General features: G+C 68.9%; 19 protein-coding genes. 8 read left to right on the forward strand and 11 right to left on the reverse strand.

Features of this window, described 5'->3' with window-relative positions:
- Positions 1-195 precede the first annotated feature (195 nt).
- On the reverse strand, positions 196-1,230 hold the full coding sequence (locus ABD811_RS18810; protein ID WP_344948995.1) for an RNA polymerase subunit sigma-70: 1,035 nt from the start codon (positions 1,228-1,230) through the stop codon (positions 196-198).
- Positions 1,231-1,418: 188 nt separating this feature from the next.
- The gene (locus ABD811_RS18815; protein ID WP_344948998.1) at positions 1,419-2,399 is read right to left on the reverse strand and encodes an alpha/beta fold hydrolase; all 981 of its coding nucleotides are present in this window, start codon (positions 2,397-2,399) and stop codon (positions 1,419-1,421) included.
- A gap of 1,583 nt (positions 2,400-3,982) precedes the next feature.
- Between ABD811_RS18815 and ABD811_RS18820 the strand changes: the two genes are divergently transcribed.
- Positions 3,983-5,743 carry an ATP-dependent nuclease gene (locus ABD811_RS18820; protein WP_344949000.1) on the forward strand — a complete coding sequence of 587 codons (1,761 nt, stop codon included), beginning with the start codon at positions 3,983-3,985 and terminating at the stop codon, positions 5,741-5,743.
- Positions 5,744-5,792: 49 nt separating this feature from the next.
- On the opposite strand, the gene ABD811_RS18825 is transcribed toward ABD811_RS18820, so the two are convergent.
- Both ABD811_RS18825 and ABD811_RS18830 read right to left on the reverse strand, forming a co-directional pair.
- Positions 5,793-6,335 (reverse strand): flavoprotein, encoded by a 543-nt coding sequence (locus tag ABD811_RS18825; RefSeq protein WP_344949003.1) that lies wholly within the window; start codon positions 6,333-6,335, stop codon positions 5,793-5,795.
- Positions 6,332-7,822 carry a helix-turn-helix domain-containing protein gene (locus tag ABD811_RS18830; RefSeq protein ID WP_344949006.1) on the reverse strand — a complete coding sequence of 497 codons (1,491 nt, stop codon included), beginning with the start codon at positions 7,820-7,822 and terminating at the stop codon, positions 6,332-6,334. Before ABD811_RS18830 ends, ABD811_RS18825 begins: the two co-directional genes overlap by 4 nt.
- 436 nt (positions 7,823-8,258) lie before the next feature.
- Here ABD811_RS18830 and ABD811_RS18835 point away from each other — a divergent pair, with 436 nt between their 5' ends.
- From ABD811_RS18835 to ABD811_RS44030, 3 genes are all read left to right on the forward strand, one after another.
- The gene (locus tag ABD811_RS18835) at positions 8,259-8,657 is read left to right on the forward strand and encodes a hypothetical protein (protein WP_344949008.1); all 399 of its coding nucleotides are present in this window, start codon (positions 8,259-8,261) and stop codon (positions 8,655-8,657) included.
- A gap of 13 nt (positions 8,658-8,670) precedes the next feature.
- Positions 8,671-8,889, forward strand: coding sequence for a hypothetical protein (locus ABD811_RS18840; protein WP_344949011.1), 219 nt, complete (start codon positions 8,671-8,673; stop codon positions 8,887-8,889).
- Between the two features lie 196 nt (positions 8,890-9,085).
- Positions 9,086-9,427 (forward strand): DUF2399 domain-containing protein, encoded by a 342-nt coding sequence (locus ABD811_RS44030; protein WP_425549432.1) that lies wholly within the window; start codon positions 9,086-9,088, stop codon positions 9,425-9,427.
- Positions 9,428-9,574: 147 nt separating this feature from the next.
- Here the strand turns inward: ABD811_RS44030 and ABD811_RS18845 are convergent, their stop codons facing one another.
- The 3 genes from ABD811_RS18845 to ABD811_RS18855 form a co-directional block, all read right to left on the reverse strand.
- Positions 9,575-9,760: a hypothetical protein gene (locus ABD811_RS18845; protein ID WP_344949013.1), complete on the reverse strand. Its 186-nt coding sequence runs from the start codon at positions 9,758-9,760 to the stop codon at positions 9,575-9,577.
- Positions 9,761-9,769: 9 nt separating this feature from the next.
- Positions 9,770-10,744, reverse strand: coding sequence for a magnesium/cobalt transporter CorA (gene corA, locus ABD811_RS18850; RefSeq protein WP_344949015.1), 975 nt, complete (start codon positions 10,742-10,744; stop codon positions 9,770-9,772).
- Positions 10,745-10,842: 98 nt separating this feature from the next.
- Complete coding sequence (locus ABD811_RS18855; RefSeq protein WP_344949016.1) at positions 10,843-12,000, reverse strand: magnesium and cobalt transport protein CorA; 1,158 nt, start codon at positions 11,998-12,000, stop codon at positions 10,843-10,845.
- A 466-nt stretch (positions 12,001-12,466) separates the two neighbouring features.
- Here ABD811_RS18855 and ABD811_RS18860 point away from each other — a divergent pair, with 466 nt between their 5' ends.
- The 3 genes from ABD811_RS18860 (at position 12,467) to ABD811_RS18870 (ending at position 18,736) form a co-directional block, all read left to right on the forward strand.
- The gene (locus ABD811_RS18860; protein ID WP_344949018.1) at positions 12,467-16,900 is read left to right on the forward strand and encodes an HAD-IC family P-type ATPase; all 4,434 of its coding nucleotides are present in this window, start codon (positions 12,467-12,469) and stop codon (positions 16,898-16,900) included.
- Positions 16,901-17,500: 600 nt separating this feature from the next.
- Positions 17,501-18,319 (forward strand): DUF2637 domain-containing protein, encoded by an 819-nt coding sequence (locus ABD811_RS18865; protein ID WP_344949021.1) that lies wholly within the window; start codon positions 17,501-17,503, stop codon positions 18,317-18,319.
- Between the two features lie 174 nt (positions 18,320-18,493).
- Positions 18,494-18,736, forward strand: coding sequence for a hypothetical protein (locus ABD811_RS18870; RefSeq protein ID WP_344949023.1), 243 nt, complete (start codon positions 18,494-18,496; stop codon positions 18,734-18,736).
- A 33-nt stretch (positions 18,737-18,769) separates the two neighbouring features.
- On the opposite strand, the gene ABD811_RS18875 is transcribed toward ABD811_RS18870, so the two are convergent.
- Positions 18,770-20,275, reverse strand: a complete 1,506-nt coding sequence (locus tag ABD811_RS18875) for a bifunctional aminoglycoside phosphotransferase/ATP-binding protein (RefSeq protein WP_344949026.1) — start codon at positions 20,273-20,275, stop codon at positions 18,770-18,772.
- Entirely contained in the window at positions 20,157-20,651 is a 495-nt protein-coding gene (locus ABD811_RS18880) for a CBS domain-containing protein (protein WP_344949030.1), read from the reverse strand. Before ABD811_RS18880 ends, ABD811_RS18875 begins: the two co-directional genes overlap by 119 nt.
- A gap of 598 nt (positions 20,652-21,249) precedes the next feature.
- On the opposite strand from ABD811_RS18880, the gene ABD811_RS18885 reads away from it, so the two are divergent.
- On the forward strand, positions 21,250-22,089 hold the full coding sequence (locus ABD811_RS18885) for a universal stress protein (RefSeq protein WP_344949033.1): 840 nt from the start codon (positions 21,250-21,252) through the stop codon (positions 22,087-22,089).
- Positions 22,090-22,628: 539 nt separating this feature from the next.
- On the opposite strand, the gene ABD811_RS18890 is transcribed toward ABD811_RS18885, so the two are convergent.
- Together ABD811_RS18890 and ABD811_RS18895 are read right to left on the reverse strand one after the other, a co-directional pair.
- Positions 22,629-23,309, reverse strand: coding sequence for a CBS domain-containing protein (locus tag ABD811_RS18890; protein ID WP_344949035.1), 681 nt, complete (start codon positions 23,307-23,309; stop codon positions 22,629-22,631).
- A 242-nt stretch (positions 23,310-23,551) separates the two neighbouring features.
- Positions 23,552-26,023, reverse strand: a complete 2,472-nt coding sequence (locus ABD811_RS18895) for a glycoside hydrolase family 65 protein (RefSeq protein WP_344949038.1) — start codon at positions 26,021-26,023, stop codon at positions 23,552-23,554.
- Between the last annotated feature and the right edge of the window lie 10 nt (positions 26,024-26,033).

Genomic DNA, 26,033 nt, shown 5'->3' on the forward strand with positions numbered 1-26,033 from the left:
CTCAAGCAATGGAGAGGGCTGGCCACCCGCTACGACAAGACACCCGACAGCTACCTGGCCGGACTCCACCTGCGCGGATGCATCATCTGGCTCCGCAGCCTGCCAGCCCTTCCATGATCTGAACTAAGAACAGGCCCTAGTAGGCCCGGTCCTCGCCGACGGCCAGGACGACCACACGCCGCCGGAGCCCCACGGTCATGAGAGGACCAGCGGCAGGCCGAACGCGGCGAAGTGGCGTGGTGCGAACGACGTGATCGTGGTGATCCGGCCGTCGTCGACACGGAGCACGTCCAGCACCTGCGCGCGGTACGCCCCGGCCAGGCCCCTGGTCTCCTCCGCCGTGGGGTGCTGGACGTAATGCGCCACGGCGGGCTGGAGGTTGGCGCCGGTGACCACACCGCGCCAGCCCCCGTGGTACCACTCCGACGCCTGGTCGAAGACCTGTGCGGTGAGGGTGAGCAACGGGTCCCGCCCGACCAGCCAGGCCGGATACGGCGGCATCGTCACCTGCACGTCCTCGGCCAGCAGCCCGGCCAGAGCGTCGAGGTCGGCCTGCTGGTGCGCCTGGACGTAGCGTCGCAGCAGCGCCTGCTCCCGCGCGTCCGGCTCCCTCGCCCTGGACCAGTCGTCCCGGCGCGGCGGCAGATGGTCCTTGAGCGTCGCCCGCGCCCGCTGCAGGGCGCTCTTGACCGACGCCACGCTCGTCCCCAGCAGGGCGGCCGTCTCACCGGCCGGCCAGCCCAGCACATCCCTGGTGATCAGCACGGCCCGCTGCCGGGCGGGCAGCCGCTGGATCGCCACCAGGAAGGCGAGCTCGATCGTCTCCCGCGCGACCGCCGCGGCCGCCGGATCCTCCGCGGCGTCCGGGGCCAGCACGTGATCGGGGACGGGCTCCAGCCAGGCCACCTCGAACGGCGGCTGCGCCTCCGGCCCGACCAGCGGCGGCACCTGGTAGGGCCGCGCCCGCCGCCTGTCGCGGTCGATGAGATCGAGGCACGCATTCGTCGCGATCTTGTACAGCCAGGCCCTGAACGTCGACCGGCCCGCGAAGGTCTCGCGCCGCCGCCACGCCTTCAGGAACGTCTCCTGGACGATGTCGTCGGCGTCATCGTACGAGCCGAGCATGCGATAGCAGTGCACCCGCAGCTCCCACCGATGCCGTTCGGCCAGCTCCCCGAACGCCCGCTCGTCACCGGCCAGCGCCGCCGACAGCCCGCTGTCCCCGACCATCGCACTCCTCGCCCGTCGCCGCCGCTCCTTCCGTACAGACTGCCGAACCGGCGCAAACGCATCGGGCGACCGCCGTCGCGCCGAACCGCACCGGTTGGCCGCCTGCGTAACTGTGCGCACGCCCCGGGGCCGACGCCGGCTGTCCAGCCCTCCGGCCTCCTCGCGTCCGGCACCCGGCGCGTCCCGCGTCACAGGGAGGAGAGCCAGCCGGTCAGGATCTCATTGACCTCCGTGGGGCGCTCCTGCTGGATCCAGTGGCCGCAGCCGTCGAGTATGTGCGAGGAGACCAGGCCCGGCAGGGTGGTGGGGTATGCCGCGATGGCGTCGGCCATCCAGGTGGTGGAGGCGTCCAGCGCGCCGCCGATGAACAGGGACGGCTGAGTGACGGGGGCACCGTCGAAGTCGGCGAGGTCCGCCCAGTCCCGGTCCATGTTCCGGTAACGGTTCAGCGCCCCGGTCATGCCGGTCCGTTCGAACTCCGCGGCGTAGACATCGAGGTCGTCCTCGCCGAGCCAGGCCGGCAGCGGCCCGGCCGGGAAACGGTCGCGCAACGTCCCGCCCTTGGAGACGAAGTGCGGGTCCGGGGCGTCGGCGGGCGGCATGGTGTCGGCGGACAGGGCGGCGTAGAAGCCGGCGAGCCAGCCGCGGACGTCCGGTTCGATCTCGGCCTCGGCCCGGCCGGGCTCCTGGAAGTAGCTGACGTAGAACTCGTCCTCGCCCCCCATCCGCGCGAACATCTCGCTGGGCCGCGGCCCGCCGCGCGGGGCGTAGGGCACGCTCAGCAGCCCCACCGCGCGGAAGACGTCGGGCCTCACGAGCGCGGAGTTCGCGGCGATGGTCGCGCCCCAGTCGTGACCCACGATCACCGCCGTCCGCTCGCCCAGGGAGCGCACCACGGCCACGTTGTCCTCGACCAGTTCCAGCATCCGGTAGGCGGCCACGTCCTCGGGCTTGGACGACCGGCCGTACCCACGGACGTCGACGGCGACGGCCCGGTAACCGGCAGCGGCCAGCACCGGCAACTGGTGGCGCCACGAGTACCACGACTCAGGGAACCCGTGCACCAGCAGCACCAGCGGCCCGGAGCCCTGCTCGACCAGGTGAACACGACCAGCAGAAGACGACACCAGGCGATGCGTGACCGCCAGGGCAGGACCAGCCTGAGACATCAATCCCCCCAACTCCCGATCCGCGTGCGCCCAGTGCAGCCACGTCCGGATGGGCCGTACCGCCGATCATCCGCCGCCCACCAATGCCACCGCCAACCCCGTTGCCAATCCTGCAAAACCCGATCGCCGACGCCCCCACGACCTGGGCGTACGCCTGCCCTCAACACGCCGCCCCGGAGTTCGGCCGCCCGCTCCCCCCGGAAAACACCGCCGCAACGGCAGACCGCTACAGAGCCTGGAGCGTGCGTGGGAAGAGGCGCGAGAGCTGGCGTTCACGCCCGCCCAGGTCGAATCTCCGCTCGCTGAGCGTCCGGCCGTCCTGTGTCACGCGGCCCTGAGCATGCGGCTCAACGCCGACGTCTCGCTAGCGGAATGTGGCCAGTGTGTGGGCAACTCCGTTGAGCTCCTGCTCAAGCGCTACGTCAGCTGCCTGGACGGCCAGGTACAGCAACAAGCGCATCGAACGGGCGCTGCGGGGCGCCTGAGGGCCGAAAGGTCTTTCGCAGGTCTCTTGTTAACACTGTGAAACAGCGACAACCGGCGGGACTCAGTTGGACTGGGGTCCCGCCCGACCTACGTGTGTACGCCCAGGCCAGCGCCTGTAAGCGCTGATCTCGGCAGTGCCCCCGCAGGATTCGAACCCGCGCACCCAGCTCCGGAGGGCGCGCTGATCCAATCCGGCTGACCCCTGGCGCTGACCTGCGCTCGGGCCCTGGCTTCTCCGCCACGTCGTTGCGTGCCGTTCCGCGCATGTTACGGATCTTGGGCAACGAGCGCACTGTCAGCTTGGGAGGCCTCATTCGTTGATCAACGATCAATAGCAGTGCCCCTGACGTGGTACTACCCGGAGGCCTCCCCGTTGATGATCGTAGACGATCATGATCGTCCGCTCTAACGGGTACGACTCAGATCCGCGGGAACCGAGTCGTCTGGCCCGCCATCTAAACTTCAAGTAGGCCAACCATGGCTAGGAGCGATCTTGGCATCGAAGAAGGACCGTCGACAGCAAGCAGCTGCGAGAGTTCTCGCCGCGTGGCTTGCGGTCCTGGCTGGTGCTGCTGGCTACGTAGAAGGTACGGAGCTACGTATCGCAGCGCTGGGTCTTCTTGCTCTAAGCGGGTACGTGGCCGCCATGCCGCTCCCCCAAAAAAAGCTCAGTGCCCCTAAGTCAGGTAGCATTGGCGCTTCTCAAAAAAAATCCACAGTGCTAAGTACCTGTACGTTCACCTAAGTGGACTTACAAATACCTACCTACCTGATCTTCTCGTCTGTCGTCGTCCCGCACTCCGCGCTGCTGGGCCTGGGCCATGGGGGTGAAGGTGGAGCGCCCCACTGGACGAACCACCTTCACCCGCTGGCTCTGGTCTGCTCGGCTCTGCCTGTACGGCGGCGGGCGTGGTGTCCGATCCCCGTGACCTCTTGGGCGTGCGGCGTAGCCGTTGTTCTTCCTACGCCGCACGCTGCGGGCGGCGTAGGCGCGGGGCTGGTGCGGCGGCGCGAGCGGCGCCGCCCTTGATCTCTAACGGCCGAATCCGGCAATGTGTTCACCCGTCGGGGCGGAGACGCCTACGCTACTAGCTCCGGTGGACGAACGATACGGGCCTCGTCTAGATAGAAAGCTGGAGGCCGAAGTGCCAATAAAGGTCGCGATTTCAAAGTTGCATTTCTCCGATGGCGACTCTGTCGACATTCCAGAGAATGGTGTCACCGTTATCGTTGGACCAAATAATTCGGGCAAATCATTTTCTCTAAGGAACATATCAACTGCCGCCAGTGGGACAATTGATCATTATGGCGAGATTGGCCCTGTTGTTACTGGAGTCGAGGTCAACAAAGAGTCAGAACATCCAGCGGATATCATTAAATGGCTAGAGGTTTCCGGATGGAAGTCGGTTCAGATTCCAGGCCAACAAGAGGCTGTCTATGGTGTCACTGACCATGGAAGCAATGGAATGACCAAATCGGCCATCATGGGAGAATGGAGGAGGGGCGGCGCTCTCGGTGGACTGGCGCGTTTTCTTCTAAAACATGAAGGAACTGAGAACCGTCTCAGTCTAATTAGTAGTGAACAAATGTTTGATCCATTGCGATCTGCACCCAGTGGGCCTGTTCAGTTGATTGCATTTGACTCGAAGTATCTGCAACGTGTCTCAGCGCTAACCCTTCGCGCTTTTGGTGAACAGGTATGCATCAACACTTTTGTGCCCACACTTGAGCTTCGTCTCGGAAAGGTAGACCCGTATCTTGTTGATGGTCAGGTGCCTTATCACATTCATGAGCAGTATGCTTCCCTGCCCACTGTCCGCGAGCAAGGTGACGGCATTCGCAGTTTTGTAGGACTACTCCTTCATGCAGTTATTAGGCCGTATCCAATTACACTTATAGATGAGCCGGAAGCTTTTCTTCATCCATCGCAAGCTCGGCGCCTTGGTCGCATACTGGTTGACGAGACGCCAGGCGACTCGCAATTGATTGTTGCTACCCATAGTCAAAACATTCTTCAAGGGGTCTTGGAATCTACCAGCAGAGAGGTGAGTATCATCCGCCTTAGTAGGGGGCCTCAGAAGGAGTTTCGTCATAATGTATTGACTCCCGAGCGAATTTCGAGGGTGTGGAAAAATCCACTCCTAAAGTACTCGAATATCTTGGATGGCCTATTTCATCAGGGTGTTGTGATAGCGGAGGGAGATTCTGACTGTCGTTTCTATACTGCTGTACTCGACGTCATGGAGCAGGTAGATCGAGACCTTGATCTGCTATTTACGCATGTGGGCGGCAAAGGGCGTATTTATAAGGCAATAGCTGAACTCGGGGCCCTGACGGTCAAGGCGGCCGCCATAATTGACCTCGACTTGCTCAATCAACGAGGATTGTTGCGTAATACGGTACTGGCTGCAGGAGGGTCCTGGGATGCGATTGCAGACGACTATGATGTTCTACAGGCGGCAGTCCAGGAACTGAATCCTGAGGCGCCCATGCTATCGGAGGTCAAAAGGGCTGTAGCTTCCGTGGAGGCAAATATGGGAGGCGAGGCCGTTCTTGCAAGTACGGAAATTGAACGAATCAAGAAAAGTCTCAAGGGAAAGACTGCGTGGGGAATCGTCAAATCGGGCGGACTGGCCAGACTTAACGACAGCGGCTACTCTGCAGGTGTGCGAATCACTCAACAGTTGGCACATCTGGGAATTTTCTTGGTCCCCGGTGGGGAGCTGGAATCGTGGATACCTCTAGATGCAAGCAAAGAACTCTGGCTATCTGAGGTTTTTGAGAACGAACTCCACCTAACGCCCTCAAGCGAGCTGCGGAATTTTCTGTTGCAACTCGTAAAATATTTCGACGCGTGATCGCCTCGGCGTTCTAGTTGTCTAGACCTTCAGGGGGGGAGGTATAGGATTAGAAGCGTTCGGCTTCATCGAGGGTTAGGGGCCAGGGGTAGGCGGCGAGATAATTGCCGCCGGTGCCGGGGGTGTGGGGTTCGAACTCACCGGGGCCCAGGAGGATGCGGACGCCTTCGGCTCGGAGGTCGGTGATGCTGCGTTGGAAGGGGTGGCGTCCGGCTAGGGCGGTGTTGACGAACGGTAGGACTACTACGGGGATTCCTAGGCCGGGGGCTTCGGCGAGGATGCCTAGGGCGTAGGTGTCGCTGATGCCCGCGGCCCATTTATTGATGGTGTTGTAGGTGGCGGGGGCGACGATGATGGCGTCGGCCTTGGGCGAGCGGGGTTCGCCTGGCTTGCGGTATTGGCTGCGGACGGGGTGGCCGGTTTGGGCCTCCAGGGCGGGGACGTCGATGAAGTCCAGGGCTGATGGGGTGGCGATGATCTGGACGTTCCAGCCTCGTTGGTGGGCGAGGGTGACGAGTTTCCCGACGTCGCCGGCGGGGCCGGCGGCGCACACGATGACGTAGAGGACTCGGCGGCGGTCGGGTTCGGTCACAGGCGCACCCCGATTTGTGCGGCGAATTCTCTGAGGTCTCGCTTGGTGCTGGGTGGGGCGGTGGTCATGAGTTCGCGCATCATGCGGTGGCTGGAGGGGCGTTGTGAGATCTCTTCGGGGGCGAGGCTGTGAGCGAAGCTCAGCATGTCGTAGGCCTTGTCGTGCTTGCCCCACTGGGTCAGGGCGCGGGAGGTGTCGATGAGGAGGGTCACCTTGCGCTCGGTCTGGGGGATGCGATCGAGGTTGACCCGGCGGGCCTGGTGTATGGCGGCTCCGGCGTCGCCTAGTTGGAGGGCGATGTTGACGCGGTGGAGTTGGACGTTGGTCGGGCCGAATGCGGTCCAGCGGTGGTTGAAGTCTCCGCCGAGTCGGCGAGCGGCGTCTTCTGCCTCGTCCAGGAGTGTTGCGGCGGTGTCGCGGTCGTTGCGCTGACCGGCGGCGACGGCTCCGCGTAGCAGGAGGGCGCCGTACACAGACAGGAAAGCGGGTGTCTTGTCGTCGGCGTCGCGGTGGATGCGTTCGGCGAACGTGCGGGCGGTCTGCGTGGCGGCGCCGTGGTGTCCGCCGTGCATCAGGGCGTGGGTGACGATACGGGCGCTGGAGCCAATGATCGTCAGGTCTTGGCTGTGGCGTGCGGCCTGCATGCTGCGATCGGCGGCAAGCCAGGCAAGCCAGGCAAGCCCTTCGTGGTCGAGCTTGAGCAGAATGCTCGCCGCGACGTGGTGCGCCTCGGCCGACAGGGCCTCGACCCTAAGTCGGGCGTCTCCATCGTGGGCCTCGCAAGCGGTGCGCAGGTCGACCAAGAGGCGCGGCAGGGAGTCGATGATGATGGAGTATCCGCAGTCCTGGTAGTTGCGTTTTGCGGCCGCTACGGCGTTGGTCAGCCTGGTCAGGTCAACGGTGTTTCGGCTGGGTGGGCTGCCGATGTCGGGATAGCCCGCCAGTGCGGCGGTGAAAGCGTCGACGCCTTCGAGCGGGGCGCCGTCTCCAGGGAGGTCGGCGAGGATCGCGTTGAACACGCCGGCTCCGGTGATCTTGTGGAACGTTCGCCTGCGCACGGGTTGCCCTTCCTGCTGGACGTCGGGCTCTACGTCCAGGGAATCCAGGAATCCGGATGCGGCCAAGACCGCGGACTCATCTGGCCGTGTGATGACGGTCGCGTTGGTCGTCGGGGCTGCGCTCGGATCGAAGGTGCGTGGCGCCAGGCCCAGGGTCATACGGGCGGTGTCGGGCATGTTCAGGCCATCGGCGATGCGTTCAAGGACGTCCAGGGTCTGGACCTGGCGGCCGCCCTGCTTCATGTAGATGCTGACGGTGCCTTGGGACATGCCGCACGCGATGCCGATCTGAGTCTGACTGGCGCCTGCGTGCTGGCGCACGAGGCGGAAGACGACGCCGATACTGCGGGCACGTAGAGCCTCGGCCATCTGCGGTCGCTGCCACAGCGAATCGGGGATGACGATCGGGTCTGACGCCCGTCGGGGCATCGTCCACCTCCCCTTGCGCAACGGGTGCGACGTCTGTCACTGAGCGTATATCTCGCCGCGTGATATCGCCGCGGAATGGGCGCTGCTCGGCGGGCTGGCGATGGTGGAGCGCATGACGCAGCAGACGGCGAAGAACCCCCCTTGCAGTGCCTGCGGCGGGCGTGGGTGGAAGTACATCCACGATCGGCAAATGGGGCTGATGGGGGCGACTGGTTCGGACGACGGGCCTCGGCCGTTGCCGTGTCGGGAAGGTACGCCGACGCGCAAGACGCGGGCGGCGTGATGAGCGGCGGGGCCGGCGGTGTGGTGCGGCTCGTCGGCGGCGGCCTGGTGACCCCCCGGCCTGGCCGCACGGTGAGCGTCCCACTGTGCGGGCCTCCGGCCCCGCTTCATTCATGCGGGAGGCGACATGAACGAGGCGACAAACAGTCGGCCCGTGGCCGATTCCCAGTGGCGGCCGTTGGCTGAGCGGGTGACCACGGTGTCGACGGCGCTGGTGTCAGCGCTGGAGGCGCGCGGCCTGATCGGCAGGGTGCTCGCACTGGGTGTCGTGCTGGCGATCAACCCGGCGGGGGATCCTGAGGACGGCGATCCCCGCACGCGGGTGATGAGTCCAGGCCTGCGCCAAGAGGTCCGCTGCCACCGCAACCCCCGTGACGGGGTGCTGTGGTGGTACTGGGCGTGGGCGGGGCCGACGCGGCAGTCTCCGCCGGATCTGGAGCCGTTGTGTCCGGCGGCCGATGCTGAGCTGGCGGCCGAGCGGATCGCGAAAGTCCTGGAGGTGCCCTTCTCCGCCGACGCGGCGTCACACGGCGGGCTGCGTGATGGCGGGTGAGCGGCCGTGCCGGATGCCGTCTGAGGTGGATGGGCGGCTGCTGGCACGGATCAAGCAGGACTTTCCGGACGTGCAGGCGTGGTACGGGAAGGCGACGGGCACCTGGTGGGCGATGGTCCCGATCGGGCCGCGGTGGCGGCTGGTGGAAGCGGTCGACCCAATGGAATTGCAGGGAGCGATCCTGAATCCGGCGGGCTGGCCGTGGCCTCGGAACTGGGTAACGCTGCCGTAGGCGGTGCCGGGCATGTCGGCCCACACGTCGCGGGGCACGTCTCGGTGACGCTGGCATGTCCGGTGTCGTGCCTGGGGGGTTGGACAGGCGGCTACTGGAGTAGGTCGGCCGCGTGGCCAGGTTTCCGGACAACGAGCACCCGGCCGGGCGGGATCGGTTCGACGCCATCCTTGACGATCTGGCCAGCCGGGTCCTCGTGCTCAACCTGCCGGCGGACGGCGCCGGACTGGGGGAGTGCCTGACCGGCGCCGCTCCCTTCGGCACACCGTTCAGCATCATCGAACGCCACAGGGCACACCCCTGGCGAATGTCCGCCACCGACTATCTTGCCGGAATCACCACAGGTGACAACCACGTCGAGCTCACGGGCCGGCCACTCCCCACACCTTGGGACTCCGAGCTTCCCAGGCAATGCGAGAACACGGACAGGCCGTCTACGAAGAGGCCGTCGCGGATCCGCTCCTCGCCGACCTCCAAAGATCGACGGCCCCTCCCTCATAGAGGCGGCGTCTGGCTGAGCCACCCCACGCAGCGGTGATGAACTCACCGGCACCCGGCGGACCGTGACGTCACCGCACGCATCGTTCAGATTGATCAGGAGACGATGTGGGCGACCAGGGCCGTGGTCGACTTTCGCGCGCCGTTGAACGATAGGCAGCTTGATACGCCGCTGCCGGGTGTGGTCTCAGGGCGGCGGCGTGGGGTTTTGCGGGATCGTGGTCGCGAGGGCGGAGGCCGCGAGTGCGGCAGGTCGGGGCTTGGGGAGGCGAGGACCGCGGTGGATCAGCACCGCGAGCGTCACGATCCAGATCGCCAGCAGCGCCAGCACAGCGATCGGCCACCAGGAACGGGGACGGGGGATTCCGCTCACGTTCTCGCCCTACAGCCAGCCGCTCTTGCGGAGCTTGACGTACACGATGACGCAGGCGACGACCATCACGGCCAGGACGATCGGGTAGCCGAACAGCCAGCGCAGCTCGGGCATGTAGTCGAAGTTCATCCCGTAGAACCCGGCGATCATCGTGGGTATCGCGATGATCGCCGCCCATGAGGAGATCTTGCGGACGTCCTCGTTCTGCCGCTTGCCCAGCAGCGCCAGATGGGCGGTCAGCACGCTGGTGAGCAGCTCGTTGTGGGCGTCGACCTGCCCGTCGACCCGCAGCAGGTGGTCCAGGACGTCGCGGAAGTACTCCCGGGCCCCGCCGACCAGCTCGACCCGGCCTTTGGTGATCTCCTCCAGCACCGGGATCAGCGGGCCCTCGGCGTTGCGGAACTCCAGCACCTCCCGCTTGAGGAGGTAGATGTCCTCAGTGACGTCCCTGGCCTGGGGGTTGAAGACGGCGCGCTCCAGCTCGATGATGTCGTTCTCGACCTCTTGGGCGATGACGCCGTAGCGGTCGACGACCTCGTCGCACACCGCGTACAGCACCGCCGCCGGACCCGTCCCCAGCAGCTCGGGGTCCGCCTCGATGCGCCTGCGCACCGGCGCCAGGGGGTTGGCCGCGCCGTGCCGGACGCTGACCACGAAGTCCCCGCCGAGGAAGAGCATGATCTCTCCGACCTCGATGTCGGAGGTGGCGTCGCGGTAGTCCAGGGTCTTGAGCACCACGAACACCGTGTCGTCGTAGCGCTCCAGCTTGGGCCGCTGATGGGCGTTGACCGCGTCCTCCACCGCCAGGGGGTGGAGTTTCAGCTCCTCCTCGATGAGGCCGAACTCCTCGGCCGTCGGCTCGTGCAGCCCGATCCACACGAAGCAGTCACGGTCGTCCGCGCGGGCCTCGTCGAAGGCGTCGCTGATGTCGCCATCGATGTCCCGCCGCCGCCCGGCGTGGTAGATGGCCTTGTCCACGATCACGGGATGACATTGTGGTCGATCGACCCGATCCGTGCCTCACCTTGACCGATCCGCCCTCCGAAGGGGGCGCGCCCCTGCCGTCACCGCTCGACGGCGAGTCACAGCCAGTCACGGCGTTTGAAGATCAGGTAGAGGGTCGCGCAGGTCCCCGCCATCAGCGCCAACGCCAACGGGTATCCGATGGTCCAGTGCAGCTCGGGGATGTGCTGGAAGTTCATCCCGTACACCGTCCCGATCAGGGTGGGCGCGAACAGGATCGCCGCCCAGGCCGAGATCTTCTTGATCTCCTCGTTCTGGGCGTAGCTGGCCTGGGTGAGGTGTTTCATCTCCTCGTTCTGGGCCTGGGAGACCAGGGTGGCGTTGACGGTCAGGATGTCGCCCAGCATCTGCCGGAACCCGGTGACCCGCTCCACCACCGTGGTGGCGTGGTCGGCCACGTCCCGCAGATACCGCTGCAGTTCCTCGTCGGTGCCGTACTTGTCGAACCCGGCCATCAGCCCCTCCAGCATCCCCAGCAGCGGGCGGGTGGCGCGCTGGAACTCGATCACCTCGCGCGACAGCTCGTAGATGCGGCGTGACACCTTCGGGTCGCCGCGGAAGACCTCGGTCTCGATCTCGTCGATGTCGTTCTGCAGCCCGGCCACCACGGGTGCGTATCCGTCGACCACCGCGTCCAGGATCGCGTACAGGACCGCCTCGGTGCCGCGTTTGAGCAGTTCCGGATCGTCCTCCACACGCTGCCGCACCACGGCGAGGTCGGGCGCCTCGCTGTGCCGGACGGTGAGCACGAAGTTGGGGCCAAGGAAGACGTGCAGCTCGCCGAAGTCGACTTCCTCGGACTCGTCCAGGTACCGGGCCGAGCGCAGCACCACGAACAGGGTGTCCCCGTAGCGTTCCAGCTTGGGACGCTGGTGGGCGACGATGGCGTCCTCCAAGGCCAGCTCGTGCAGCCCGAACTCCTCGGCCAGCGACCGCAGCTGCGACTCGGCCGGGCGGTACAGCCCGATCCACGCCATGGCTCCGTCGGTGTCGCGCAGCCGCTTGAGCGTGTCGGCCAGCGAAGGGGGAGTGTCGATGCGCCGCCCGTCGCGGTAGATGGCGTTGTCGATGACGCGGCTGTCCATCGCCGTCTCGGGCGAGGCGCCCCGGGGGTCCATCGACCGCTCCGGCGCCACCATCTGATCGCCATCCGGCCCGCGCCCGTAGGACTGGCCGCGCTTGTGCGGACGCAACGGACGCAACCGCCGCTCAGCCATCGCCAAGACCTCCACACCATCTGCCCGAGAACGAATCACAGGCCGGTGCCGGACCGAAGAAGGCCACGAAGCTGCCCATACTCGGCGAAGAACACCGCGGGGTCCCAGTCTGTCGCTCCGGCCCATCCCAATCCGGGCATTCAGCCGGTTCTTGGAGCACGCTATCCCAAACCCGCTCCCAAACCCTCAACTCCTACCGTAAAGGCTTCATGTCGCCCACGGACGTCGTGGCAGGGGGCGCTGGAGAAGATCAACGCTTCCTGCGAATGCGACCCGACCGGCGAGCGCTCAGCGCCTCTGCATGTGGAACAAGACCTGGTCGCGGTCGGAGGCGATGACCGAACCAGACGGCGCCGGCCGGCGCGGAAACGAGCAGTGCCGGTCGTCGTGTGACTGCTCGGCGGTCCGCGGTATGACCTGGGCGGGCTCGGGCAGGGGAGAGGCATCAGGAGAGGAACCGGGGGATATGGCGGTTTTCGGGCTGCCGACACCTGCTCCCGTGTCCGGTGCGGTCGGGTTGGTCACGGGCGTGGCCGGCCGCCTGTCGGGTGGGGGGCGGGACGTGTGGGAGCGTCCAGGACGGCTGCACATCGAGACCCACGGGGTGCACGGTGCGGGTGGCGACCGGGTCGCTCGCCGGGTGGAGCGCGTTCTGGAGCGGCATCCGGGGGTGGTGTGGGCGCGGGTGAACGCGGCGGCGTGCCGGGTGGTGGTGGCGGTGGCAGACCCGCCACCGCCGCGCCGCGAGCTGGTGGCTCTGGTGCAGCGGGCGGAGTCCGCGCCGGTGAGCGTGGAGGAGGAAGTCGCCGAGGAGGAGTTTCACCACCCGGCCGAGGGCGTGCGGGGCACCCGCGTGCTGTCGAACCTGGCCGTCGACGCGGCCGCATTGGGCCTGGCCGGCCTGACCCGGGTGGCACCGTGGGCACCGCTGCCGGCAGAGCTGGCCGGCTTGGTCTCCGCCGTTTCGCTGCACCCGCGTCTGCGTGAGCTGACCGCCAGGCACCTGCACGGGCGGGAGCAAGCCGAATCGCGGGTCGCCATGGCCATCGGCCTGGCGCACGCTCTGGCCGGGGGCGGAGCCGGCGCGGTGCTGGACGTCGCCCAGCGGGTCGGTCAGTGGCAGGAGGCCCGCGCCGATCAGCGAGCGTGGCGGGAGGCCGAGCCGCGGCTGATCCGCGGCCCGCAGGACGCCGACGCCGATCCCGTGGCCGTTGAGCGGCCGTGTGGGCTGCCGGACGGGCCGGTGGAGCGTTACCAGCGGCGGGTGCTGGCCGCGGGGGCGGCCGCGGTCCCCGCGATCGCACCCCTGGCCGGGTGGCGGCGAGCGGCAGCCGCGGGGCTGGCCACGCTGCCCAGGGCGACCGAGGTAGGCCGGGCCGCGTTCGCGTCCCATCTGGGGCAGGTGCTGGCACGCGACGGCGCGCTGGTGATGGATCGGGCGGTGTTGCGCCTGCTGGGCCGGCTCGACACGCTCGTGCTGGACGATGCCGCTCTGCGCACGGGCCGCTGGGAGCTGACCGACCTCGTCCCGCTGGCCGGGGTGGACGCCGGGGACGTGGCAGAGGCCGGTTTCGCTCTGTTCTCGCCCGAGGACGCGCAAGCCGTACGTCGTGCCGGCGAGTGGGTCCTGGGACCGGTCGAGAAGCTGGAGCTGCGTGGCCGCACCGGGGTCCGGCAGCGTCGGCGGCTGGCCGAGACCGGGGCCGACCTCGTGCTGGGCCTGGCCCGTGGGAGACGGCTGGAGGCCGTGCTGGCGGCCGAGCGCGAAACCGCGCCCGGCCTGGACGCGGTCATCGCCGCGGCCCGCCGCGCCCACCTCAAGATCGTGCTGACCACGGACGAGCAACGCCCGCGTGCCGGCTACGCCGACGCCGTGGTGCGGCCTCACCGTGGTCTGGCCGCCGCGGTGCGGGAGATCCAGGCGGCCGGCGGGGCGGTCATGCTGATCTCCGGCGACCGCCGGGCGCTGGGCGCCGCCGACTGCGGGCTGGGCACGCACAGGGACGGCTCGCCGCCCCCCTGGGGCGCGCACGTGCTGGTCGGGTCCGACCTCGCCGCGGCGGTCCTGCTGGTGGAGGCCGTGGCGGCGGCGCGTTACGTGGACCGCGACTGCATCGTGCTGTCCCAGGCGGCCACCGGGATCGGCGCGGTCTCCGCGCTGGAGGGCGGGTCGGCACGGCCGTCCGCGCGCAGTGTCGGGGCGGTCAACGGCGGTGCGGCGCTGGCCTTCGCCGACGGGGTCTGGCGTGCCCACGACCTGCACACTCGTGCGCCCGCCCGCGCCGCCGCCCGTCCGCCCTGGCACCTGATGCCGGCGGAGGCCGTGCTGCGCCGCCTGGACACCCGCGAAGGCGGCCTGACCAGCAGCGAGGCGAAACGACGGTGGCGGGCGGGAAGGCGCCCGGAACCGCTGGGCACCAGCCTGGGCGCGGCGTTCATGGAGGAGCTGGCCAATCCGCTGACGCCCATCCTGGCCGGCGGGGCCGCGCTGAGCGCGGTCGTCGGCTCGCTGGTGGACGCCGGTCTGGTCGCCGGGATCAGCGGGATCTCCGCACTGACCGGCGCCGTGCAGCGGGTGCGCACCGACCGGGCGCTGACCGAGCTGCTCGCCCGCTCCGCGATCGGCGCGAGAGTCCGCCGCGACGGCGTCGAGCAGGTCGTCACGGCCGAGCGGCTCGTTCCGGGCGACCTGGTCACGCTCGGCCCCGGCGACGTCGTCCCGGCCGACTGCCGGCTGGTCCGGGCCGAGGGAGCGGAGGCCGACGAGTCGTCACTGACCGGCGAGTCGCTGCCGGTGGCCAAGGACGTCGTCCCTGTGATCGCCGCGGAACTCGCCGAGCGCCGCTCCATGCTGTACGAGGGCACGACCCTGGCGGCCGGCCGGGCCGTTGCGGTCGTCGTGGCGACCGGCGCCGACACCGAGGTCGGCCGCAGCATGGCGGCCGCCCGGCAGCGCGCCCCCGCCACGGGCGTACAGACCCACCTGAGCCGCTTCACCCGCCACAGCCTGCCGGTGGCACTGGGCTCGGCGGCCGCGGTCACCGGCGCTGGGCTGCTGCACGGCGTGTCCGCCCGGCGCAACCTGGGCGCGGCGGTGAACCTGGCGATCGCCTCGGTGCCCGAAGGCCTGCCGTTCCTGGTCAACGCCGCACAACTGGCGGCCGCCCGCCGCCTGGCCGACCTCGGCGCGCTGGTGCGCAACCCGCGCACCATCGAGGCCCTGGGCCGGGTGGACGTGCTGTGCTTCGACAAGACCGGCACCCTGACCGAGGGCCGGCCGGCGGTGCGCGAGGTCCACGACGGTGCCCACAGCCGCCCGCCCCAGGCGCTGGACGGCCCCTGCCGCACGGTGGTGGCGGCCGCGCTGCGGGCCAGCCCGGCCGCCCGGCACCCCCAGGACCTGGCTCACCAGACCGACCGCGCCGTGGTGGAGTGCGCCCGCCGCGCCAGGATCCGGCCGGGAACCGGCCAACGGGGCTGGCGCAGGATCCTGGCCCTGCCGTTCGAACCGTCCCGCGGTTTCCACGCCACCCTCGGCCGGACCGGCACGCAACGGATCCTCAGCGTCAAGGGCGCCCCCGAGGTCGTGCTGTCGCGCTGCCGATGGCGCCGGACGGACGGCCGCGAGACCGCCATGACCGCCCACGACCACGCCGCCCTCACCGACCTGGCCGAACGCCTCGCCGGAGCCGGCCACCGAGTGCTCGCCGTGGCCGAGCGCCGCCTCCCCGGCAACGCGCGCCCGCCGTCGACCGCGCGTCGGCCCGACGATGCGCTCGAGGCCGGGCAGATCGACGACGAAGCGGTGCGCGACCTGGTGTTCCTCGGCTTGCTCGCCCTCGCCGACCCGGTACGCACCAGCGCCGCCCCGGCCGCCGCGCGCCTGCGCGACGCCGGCGTCCAGACCGTCATGATCTCCGGAGACCACCCCGCGACGGCCGACGCGATCGCGGCCACCGTGCACCCGGACGCCGCACCCAACCACGTCATCACCGGCGCGCAACTCGACCGGCTCGACGACAGCGCCCTGGACCGGCGGCTTCCCCACATCAACGTCATCGCCCGCTGCAGCCCGGCCCAGAAGGTCCGCATCATCCAGGCGTACCGGCGACTGGGCAAGGTCGTCGCGATGACCGGCGACGGAGCCAACGACGCCCCGGCCATCAGACTGGCCGACGTCGGCATCGCGCTGGGCCGCCGCGGCACCCCCGCCGCGCAGGCCGCCGCCGACCTCGTGGTCTCCGACGACCGGCTGGAGACGATCATCGCGGCGCTGATCGAGGGACGGGCGATGTGGTCCTCGGTACGGCACGCGCTGGGCATCCTGCTCGGCGGCAACCTCGGCGAGATCGCCTTCACCGTGCTCGGTGCCGCCCTGACCGGCCGATCCCCGCTCAACACCCGTCAACTGCTGCTGGTCAACCTGCTCACCGACCTGGCGCCCGCGCTGGCGATCGCGCTGCGCCCGCCGAGCAGGTACGACATCGCCCACCTGCTGCGCGAAGGCCCGGACGTCTCCTTCGGCAAGCCCCTCACCCAGGAGATGACGATCCGGGCGCTGGCCACCACCGCTGGCGCGGCCGGCGCCTGGCTCGCCGCCCGCCTCACCGGCCGCCGCCACCGCGCCGCCACCGTCGCACTCGCGGCCCTGGTCGGCACCCAGCTCGGACAGACCCTGCTGATCGGAGGCGCGGACCGCAACGTCCTGGCAGCCGGCCTGGGCTCCGCCGCCCTGCTCGCCGCCGTCATCCAAACACCGATCGTCAGCGGCTTCTTCGGCTGCACCCCACTCGGCCCAGTCGGCTGGAGCATCGCCCTCGGCAGCGCTACGGCCGGCAGCATCTTCGGCGCCGTCCTCACACACTGGCCCCCGTACCCCACCCGCAACCCGCTCCCTTGATCAGCACCCCCAGAGACAGACCGTCCAAAGCCGACACGGGACAGACCGTGCCCCGCTGCGCACGCCCGTTCAGACACCTCTGGCAACTCTCCGAAAAGAAAAGCACCGCTTTGCGCGCAAGCCCTATGACTTCCGTCACGCGGAGGTCCCGTGGCGGCTGAACGCGGGTGCTCCGGCGGTGTACGCGGCCGGGCAGGGGGGCACAACGTGGAGGTGCTGCCAAGGATCTACGCACACTGCCTGGACGGCGACGACCGGCACTGGTTCGAACCGGATGGACGCCGCTCTTGGCCGGTAGCGCGAGACGGGCACCGGCTCCGTAACCGACGCCTTTTGCTCGGGTGACCTGGGCGGATGCGCTCCGGCCCGTTCCGCGTATGTTCCGGGGACCGCGACAAACGGTGGCTTCCGGTGGCACATGGCTGCATACGCGCGAAACCCCGGTGACAGGCGTTGTGCCTGGTCGACCGGGGTTTTGGCTTGGTCGCCTTGGGTGCCCCCTGCAGGGCACGCAGAACATGGGAACAGACGCGACCAGGCTTCTCATCGTTGAGGAGCGGTTCTCCCTACCCGGTACGCCGCGGGGGAGGGGGAGCGGCCGTGGCTGAGGTCCAGCAAGCCTGGAGCGATCGGGCGATCCGGTGGACGACCACCGTCAGCGTCATCGTGCTGGCAGGGATCGCAGCGGTGTTGTCGTACAAGCACATGTACACCCTGGTCCGGCAGTACGGCGAGACCTCTTGGACCGCGGCTCTGCTGCCCGTCTCGGTGGACGGAATGATCGCGGTGTCATCCATGACGTTGCTGGCCGACTCCCGGCAGGGGCGACGCAGCGGCTTTCTGCCATGGGCACTGCTGGTGACCGGAAGCGCCGCCAGCCTGGCGGCCAACGTCGCGGTGGCCGAACCTTCGCTGGTGGGACGGCTGATCGCTGCATGGCCATCGGCTGCGTTGATCGGCTCATATGAGCTGTTGATGCGCCAGGTTCGACACAGCGCGGCACGTGGCATTGAATTCGGCACCACTGCCTTGGGGCAGCCTCACTCCACCTCTGAGGTGGTTCATAGGGTTGCTGAGAACGTTCATAGGACGCGATGCGTTGCAACGGCACCCGCGGATGCCTCTACGAGGGATCGCAGCGCCCAAGGTGAGGCCTCAGAGGAAGCTCGTAGAGACCGTGCTCTCGAACTCATATCTCCTGGCAGTGCACAGGTACGGCGGTCCAGGCAGCGCCTGCGTGGTGGAAGGGATCTCCATCTTCAACAGCGTGCGTGGCAGTGGGCGATGGCAAACCGCACGGCTGAAGGAAACCTTCCGCCGGGGAAGGCAATCGCAAATCAGTTCGGGCGTAGCGAGCGCTGGGGGCGGCTGGTCAAGCAGGCCGGCCTTGCCGGGCGACTTGATGCGATTGTCTCGTGAGGGTTGTCCCAAGGTCAGGTGCCTCCCTCCGGGGCCGCGGCGAGCCTCGGTGGGTCCTTGGCCTTTCCGAGGGGATGCGCAACGTCGGTCCTGGAATCCCGAAATTGGGTTCCTGGCGACAGCTTCGGGGAGGCGTTGTCGGCTTGACGCCCGGGGGCAAGATGTGGGCCGACAATGAGGCCGATATTTGATCTTCTGGGTTTCGACTTCCTGGTCGACGAACTGGTGGTGGCACTCACCGAACCGAGATTGCTGCCGTTGACGGTCGGGCTCCTGGGGGACTGTGGTGCAGGTAAGAGCAGCCTGCTGAAGATCACCCAGCGAGAGTTGGAGTCGCTGGAGAAGACCTACGTCGTGCTGCCTTCAACCCGTAGCAGTGCGAGAGCTATGACGCTGATCCACACGGCGCCCGGCTGATCACCCGTGGACATTCAGCCGGGAGCCAGGCGTTCAGCCGGGAGCCAGGCGCGGGCGGCGGTGCCAGACGTGCTCGGCGCCGTGCGGGCGGACGAGCGTGAGCGCCTGACGGACGGATTCCTCCGGCGGACCGGTGGTGTCGATGATGGTCGCGTCGGGCCATGGGCAGGCGTCGGCGGCCATCGCCGCGGCGATGGCGGCGTCGGCGTCGGACGCGCCGTGCGGACGGGTGCGCAGCCGTTGCGCGGCGACGCCGGGCGGGGACTGGCAGCGCAGGGTGACAAGGTCGGCGTGCTCCTGGCGGGCCGCCTCGGCGGCCGCGTCGCGGTGTTCGGTCGCGGTCCAGGAGGCGTCCAGGACGACGCTCTCGCCCAGCCGCAGCAGGCGCCGGGCGCGGTCGATGAGTTCGGTGTAGGTGCGGTGAGTCCAGGCCGGGTCGTAGATGCCCTCGCCGTAGGCGGCGGCCGTGGGCTGTTCGGGTGCCAGCCCGGCGAGTTCCTTGCGGACGTGGTCGCTGCCGAGCAGCGTGCAGCCCAGCCGGTCGGCCAGCGCCCCGGCCAGGGTCGTCTTGCCGGTGCCGGGCGGCCCGCCGACCAGGATCAGCCCCACCGATCCGGCGCGCAGGTGCCGCAGGGCCACCTGGACGAGGGTGGCCGCCTCGGCGGCCGCGTGCGGGTCGCCCTGGTCGTGACGCAGGCAGGCGACCTTGGCGCGGACGAAGGCGCGGTAGGCCACGTAGTGGTGGCGCAGCGACGGCGGCGCGGGATCGGCGGCGAAGTCGGCGTACCAGGCGACGAAGCGTTCGGCCAGGGCGGGCGCGGCGAGGCGTTCCAGGTCCATGGCCAGGAACGAGGCGTCGTCGAGGCCGTCCAGCGAGCGGAGGCGGTCGTCGAACTCCAGGCAGTCCAGGACGCGCGGGCCGTCGTCCAGGCAGAAGATGTCGTCGGCCAGCAGGTCGCCGTGCCCGTCAACGACGCGGCCGTCGGCGATGCGGGCGTCGAACAGCGGCGCGCGTCCGGCCAGGAAGCGCAGGACGCGCTGTTCGATCTCCAGCGCGCCGGCGGTGTCGATCGACTTGCCGTGGAAGGGCCGGACCTGGTCGAAGCTGTCGGCCCACCGGCCCCGGAGGGCGTCGCGGGTGCCCTCGGCCGAGATGCGCGGGCCGCGCGGCGCCATGGCGTGCCAGCTCGCCAGTATGTGCGCGACGGCCCGCACCGGGTCGTCCACCGGGACGTGCGCGGCGACCAGGCGGGACAGGCGCCGCTCGGCGGACATCCGGCGCATGACGACCAGATGGTCGCAGGGTTCGCCGCCGGGGCCGTGCACGTCGGCGACGCCGAGGTACACGTCGGGGGAGAACCTGCGGTTGAGCTCCACCTCCCGGTGGCAGGCGCGCTCGCGCGCCTCCCGCGTGGTGAAGTCAAGGAAACCGAGGCTCACGGGTTTCTTCAGCTTGTAGGCCCGGTCGGCGGTGAAGAAGATCACCCCGATATGGGTCTCGGCCACGGCGGCGGGCGGCGCGGCGTCCGGCATCGGCATTGGTGTCACACCCGGCGGTAGGACTCGGAATGGTGGCGTGCTTGTAGTAGAGCAGCGTGTGGGCTGAGGCGTCACGGGGCAGCGTGACGGCGGAGCTGGTCATCAGGCCGCAGGTGTCCACAGCGCTGGCCTTGGCCTGCGTGCCGCAGTGCCGCAGCGTCTCCGGCAGTTTCTGCGGGCTCGCCGCGTTCTTGTCCTCCTGCTTGCGCGGCAGGTCGGCGTCGCTGACGATGCCGGTCACGCGGCCGTCCTGGTCGGCCAAGGGGAGCGCGTGGATGTTGTGTTCGGCCATGGTCTCCACGATCTCGATGAAGGCCATGTCCTCGGCGACGGTCACGACCGTTGCCGCCATGACCTCCGCCTTGCGTCGTCGCATGTTCCCTCCGCAGGCTGTCGTAGGTCTTCAGCCTTGTCGGGATGATCGGGGCTGCGTAGTGTCGAGCGACCCTTGGCGCGGGGGACTTTCGCCTCTCAGCAGGAGGCGCCTGCGCCGGTGGTGCCGGGCGCGCTTCGGCTGCGGACGAGCTTCACCAGTTCCGCCTAGATGTGCGCCAGTTCTCGCCTGTGCGCCTTGCGGTGCAGCCATTCGGCCTGGCCCATCAGTGATCCCCCTCCATAGCGCCAATCGACATGGGAGGCTCCTATTCATGAGTTCCTCGAACATTTCCGCTTCGTTTTCGAGTCATCGATGCAGCGGCAGTCGGCGCGACTCTTCCAGCTCGCCTGGATGGGTTACCAAACAGGCTTGACAGACGACGATCACGGCCGGCCAGTGGCGAGACGTCGAGTCGTCGGCCTTGAGAGCGACGACGGCGCCCCGCACCATCGTGGCGAGTGTGGGCCCCTCGGACGTGCGGATCACCATCTGTGACGCAGGGCAGTGCGTGAAGGGGCTTTCGGCCCTACGCCGAGTTGCGCCATCGGGATCCGATGGAGGTTAGGGCTTGGGAGGGACAATGACTCGGGGTTCGTATGTGCTCGTCGGTTACGACGCGACAATAGAGAGTGAACGGGCGTTGCTGTGGGCTGTGGAGGAAGCCCGGCTGCGTCGTCTGCCGCTTCATATGTGCCATGCCTGGCGCTGGCCATACCCGGTCGGTTACTTGGACTACGGCTGCATGGCCAAGGTTCAGCGGATCGGAGAGAACATCCTTGACCGTGGGATCGCTTTGGCCCAGAGCATCGCGCCCATGGTGGAGACGCGCAAGCACCTGATGGACGGCCCAGCCTACGCCGCGCTGATGCACCATTCCCACGACGCGGAGCTGATCGTGGTGGGCTCGCACGATCCGGATGATCTGTCGGTGGGGTCGACCGCGTTGCGGCTGCCCGCCCGCGCGCATCGCCCGGTGGTGGTCGTGCGCACGACGGGGACACGGTTCGGGCAGGTGGTCGTCGGCGTTGACGGTTCGGCGGGCGGCGACGCGGCCCTGGCTATGGCCTTCGAGGAGGCGGACCTGCGTGGCTGGCGGGTGCGGGCCGTGTACGGCTGCTGGGAGCCCAGCGCCGCTCGTGACGGCGACCTCGCGTTGTTCAACGACGAGGAGAAACTGCGCCGGGTCAGCCGGGACCGCCTGGACCGCGCGATCGCGCCCTGGCGCGCGCGTCACCCGCTGGTCGAGGCCGAGGCCACTCTTGTGGTCGAGCCGCCACGGCAGGCACTGTTCGCCGCGGCCGAGGCCGCCGATCTGGTCGTGGCGGGCAACCGCGGCGCGGGCGGGCTCGACCCGCTGGCGCTGGGAGCGACGAGCAGCGCGCTGCTACAGCATGTGCCGTGCACGGTCGCCATCGTCCAGCCCGCCGGCCAGGCCTAAGCGCGACCGGGCGAACCGGCGCACCGCCGCCAAGGCCGGCATCAAGTGCCGGCCGGGATGAGCGGCGGTCGGCGGTGTCGATCGACTTGCCGTGGGCGGGCCGGAGTTGCTCGAAGCTGTCGGTGGTCACCGCCCTGGAGGGCGTCCTGGGTGTCCTCGACTGAGATATGCGGGCCTCGTGGCGTTATGGCGCGCCGGCTCGCCAGGATGTGCGCGACGGCTCGCAGCGGGTTGTCCACTGCGACGTGTGCGGCGAGCAGGCAGGAGAGGCGCCGGTCGGCGGGTATCCGGCGCATGACGACCAGGCGGTCGCAGGGTTCGTGGACGTAGGCGACGCCGAGACACACCTGGGTTGAACCTGCGGTTGAGCGCGCCCTCCCGGTGGGAGGCGGCTTCGCACTTCCCGCGCGTGTTGGAGTCCAGGAACCGAGCTTCACGGTTTCAGCTTGTGCATGCTGTCGGAGTGAAGAAGGCGATCCCGATCTGAGTCTCGCCCACGGCGGCGAGCGGCGCGACGTCCAGCGGCGTTGGCATCGGTGTCACACCCGGCGGTAGGACTCGGGAATGGTGTCGTCGTGCTTGTAGTAGAGCAGCTCGTGGACGTTGACCACGCCCTCGGTGGCGGCGGCCAGCCGGATCAGCACCGGGATCATGCTGCGCCGCTCGACCCGTCCGGTCAGCTGGACCACCCCGTCCTGGACATGGACGGCAACCGTCGAGGGATCCTGCCAGAGCCGGTCCACCAGGACCTCGCGGATGATCTCGTCGCGGATGTCGTCGTCGGAGCGCAGGAAGACGCGCAGCAGGTCGGCGCGAGTGACGATGCCGGCCGGGTGGCCGTCGGTGTCCACGACGGGGGCCTGCTTGAACCCGTGCCGGGCCAGCAGCCGGGCGGCCTCGGCGATCGTGGCGTCGGCGGGCACCGTGACGGCGGGGCTGCTCATCAGCCCGCGGGCGTCGACCGCGCCGGCCTTGGCCTGCGCGCGGCGGTGCCGCAGCAGCTCCAGCAGCGTCCTGGGGGCCGCGGTGTCCTTGTACTCCTGCTTGCGCAGCAGGTCGGCGTCGGTGACGATCCCGATCACCTGGCCGTCCTGGCCGACGACCGGCACCGCGTGGATATGGTGCTCGGTCATGGCGTCCACGATCTCGATGAAGGGCGTCTCCTCGGCGACGGTCACGACCTGACGGGTCATGACGTCCTCGACCTTGCGTCGGCGCATTTTCCCTCCTGGGACGTCGTTCGTCTTTATCCTCACCGGGCCGATTCGGGCGGCGTGGTGCTGAGCGGCCCCGGGACTGGACCTCGGCCCCTTCCGTTTCTTCAGCCTGTTACCCGCTCCTGCACGGCGGCCACGGACGGGCTTAGATCGGTATCTCCAGCGGCCGGGCCGGTCGCGGACATAGCGTTCGTTCCTGTCTTCAGCCCTGCCCGCGGCGGCGACGCTGAGGAGATGGACCTTGGTCATCGGTGCGCCGCCGTAGGGCCCGAGCTGAGCGGTGTGGAGGACGGAGTGGCGGGGGTCTCGCCTGGCTGCGGCAGGCGGCCGTGCTCCAGCGGTCGTTCCCATGAGCCGCCCGGTTCGATGGTCACTGTCTCGTCGCCGCTGGTGATCTCGATCGGGGATGCGACGCTGGGGTGCAGCGCCACGTGCAGGCGGTCCTGGGTGCAGGTGATGTCGATGCCCCAGTGGCCGTGGTAGCGGAGGCTGAGCCGCAGTTCGCCGATCGCGGCGGGGAGCCGCGGTGCCAGGTGCAGGCGTCCCCCCTGCGTTGCGACACCCGCGTGACAGCGCTGTACCAGGTCGACCGCGCCTGCCATCGCGCCGAGGTGGATCCCTTCCGGGGTGGTGCCCTGCTGGCTGTCGTCGATGTCGCCGCGCAGCGTCTCGGTGAACAGCCGCCAGGCGTCCTGCCCGTCGGTGCGTGCCCGCAGCCAGGCGTGCACCAGCGAGCTGAGGCTGGAGCCGTGGCAGGTGCGGGGCAGGTAGTAGTCGATGGTGCGGCCGATCAGCCCCTTGTCGTAGGGGTAGCCCAGCCGGGTCAGGACGGCGCTCAGTTCGTCCGGCGAGAACAGGTAGAACAGCATCAGCACGTCGGCCTGCTTGGACGCCTTGTACCGGTTGGGTGTGTCCCCCTCGGCATCCAGGATCCGGTCGAGGCGGCGGATGTCGCCGTAGCGGCGCCGGTAGAGCGGCCAGTCAAGTTCGGCGAGCCGGTCGTAGCCCTCGAACTGGGTGAGGACGCCCTCGTGGAACACGACCCGCATCTTGCGGCTCACCTCGTCGATCCGCCGGATTTCACCCGGGCCGAGCGCCAGGCGTTCACGCAGCTCGGCGTCGCGGTCCTCGGGCAGGAGTCGCAGGACGTCCAGGGCGCGGCACAGCACCCACGCGGCCAGGACGTTGGTGTAGGCGTTGTTGTCCAGGCCGGGGGCGTCTCGGCCGGGGTAGGCGTCGTGGTACTCGTCCGGGCCCATGACGCCGCGGATGTCGTAGCGGTCCAGCGCGCGGTTGTAGACGGCCAAGTCGGCGAAGAAGCGGGCGACCTCCAGGATCATTTCGGCGCCGTACTCGGCCAGGAACTCGGCGTCGCCGGTGACCTCGTAGAACCGCCAGGCGTTGTGGGCCACGGCCAGCCCTACATGACGTTGCAGGTGGGAATGGTCAGGCAGCCAGCGGCCGGAGCGGGGGTTGAGATGCAGCCGCTGGGTCTCCTCCGACCCGTCGGCGCCGCTCTGCCACGGATACATCGCGCCGCGGTGCCCGGCCGCGCGGGCCGCCCACCGCGCCTCGGGCAGCCGCCGCCACCGGTACAGCAGCAGCGCCCGGGCGATCTCCGGGAACCGCGTGCTCAGGAACGGCAGGACGAACAGCTCGTCCCAGAACACGTGCCCCCGGTACGCCTCACCGTGCAGGCCGCGGGCCGGCACGCCCACGTCCAGATCGACGGTGTGCTCGGAGACGGTCTGCAGGAGGTGGAACATGTCCAGGTTCAGGACGCGCTGGACGTCCTCATCGTCGACGCTGAGCTGACAGCGCCGCCACAGCCGCCCCCAAGCCGCCACGTGCCGCTCCAGCAGTTCCTCGAAGCCGTCGGCGCGGGCCACCCGGGTGCGGGCGGCGGCCGAGAACTCTTCGATCGCCCGGTCGCGGGAGGTGAACACGGCCGCCACCTTCTCCACGGTGACCTGCGTCCCCTCCTCGGCGTCGATCAGTAGGTCATGGGCCGTCCAGCCGGGCTCGCTCAGGGACGTCCGCTCTGCGGGGGCGTCGGCGCGGGTGCGCGCCGCGACCGCGACGCCGATTCCCGAGGTGGCGGTGTGCGCGGTCAGCCAGGCGGTGTCCGCGCCGTTGTCGCCGTTCGGGCCCGGACGCAGGTGGGCGCCGTTCAACGCTCGATAGCGTTCCACCCCGCAGTTGGTCACCCGGCCGTCGATGGCGGATCGGACGCGCAGCCTGCCGCTCCAGTTCTCCGGAACCAGCGTGGTCTCCAGGGCCGCCAGGTGCGGGTCGTCCATGGACACGATCCGCCGCTGCGCCATCCTGGTCACCCGTCCCGCCTCGTCGGCGAACCGCAGCAGACGGGTGAGCACCCCGCGGCGCATGTCGAGCTCCTGCCGGAACGACAGCAACCGTCCGTCCGCGAGGACCGTGTCGAGGTCGAACCAGGGGCCGTCCTCGACGCGCACGCTCAGCGGCAGCCAGTTCGGGCAGTTGACCAGGTCCTCGTTCTCGACGACGCGCCCGGCCACCGCCGTGGCCAGCCGGTCGTGGCAACCGGCGATGTAGGTGCCGGGATAGTGCGCGGCGCCGGCGGCCGACTCGGGGGCGGCTCCGCGTGTGGCGAAGTACCCGTTGCCCAGCGTGCACAGCGTCTCGTGCAGCCGCTCGGCCGCCGGATCGTAGCTCTCGAAAGCCAGAATCCACGCGGTCATGGCGACAGCT

The organism is Actinomadura miaoliensis (genome assembly GCF_039536785.1).
Lineage (GTDB): Bacteria > Actinomycetota > Actinomycetes > Streptosporangiales > Streptosporangiaceae > Spirillospora > Spirillospora miaoliensis.

Excerpts from the sequence above, each read along its gene's own strand:
- ABD811_RS18890 (WP_344949035.1), bottom strand. The coding sequence starts at position 23,309 with ATGCGCCGACGCAAGGTCGAGGACGTCATGACCCGTCAGGTCGTGACC.
- ABD811_RS18880 (WP_344949030.1), bottom strand. The coding sequence starts at position 20,651 with ATGCGACGACGCAAGGCGGAGGTCATGGCGGCAACGGTCGTGACCGTC.
- ABD811_RS18830 (WP_344949006.1), bottom strand. The coding sequence starts at position 7,822 with ATGCCCCGACGGGCGTCAGACCCGATCGTCATCCCCGATTCGCTGTGG.
- ABD811_RS18840 (WP_344949011.1), top strand. The coding sequence starts at position 8,671 with ATGCCGTCTGAGGTGGATGGGCGGCTGCTGGCACGGATCAAGCAGGAC.
- ABD811_RS18855 (WP_344949016.1), bottom strand. The coding sequence starts at position 12,000 with ATGGCTGAGCGGCGGTTGCGTCCGTTGCGTCCGCACAAGCGCGGCCAG.
- ABD811_RS18875 (WP_344949026.1), bottom strand. The coding sequence starts at position 20,275 with ATGCCGATGCCGGACGCCGCGCCGCCCGCCGCCGTGGCCGAGACCCAT.
- ABD811_RS18815 (WP_344948998.1), bottom strand. The coding sequence starts at position 2,399 with ATGTCTCAGGCTGGTCCTGCCCTGGCGGTCACGCATCGCCTGGTGTCG.
- ABD811_RS18860 (WP_344949018.1), top strand. The coding sequence starts at position 12,467 with ATGGCGGTTTTCGGGCTGCCGACACCTGCTCCCGTGTCCGGTGCGGTC.
- ABD811_RS18895 (WP_344949038.1), bottom strand. The coding sequence starts at position 26,023 with ATGACCGCGTGGATTCTGGCTTTCGAGAGCTACGATCCGGCGGCCGAG.
- ABD811_RS18870 (WP_344949023.1), top strand. The coding sequence starts at position 18,494 with ATGAGGCCGATATTTGATCTTCTGGGTTTCGACTTCCTGGTCGACGAA.
- ABD811_RS18810 (WP_344948995.1), bottom strand. The coding sequence starts at position 1,230 with ATGGTCGGGGACAGCGGGCTGTCGGCGGCGCTGGCCGGTGACGAGCGG.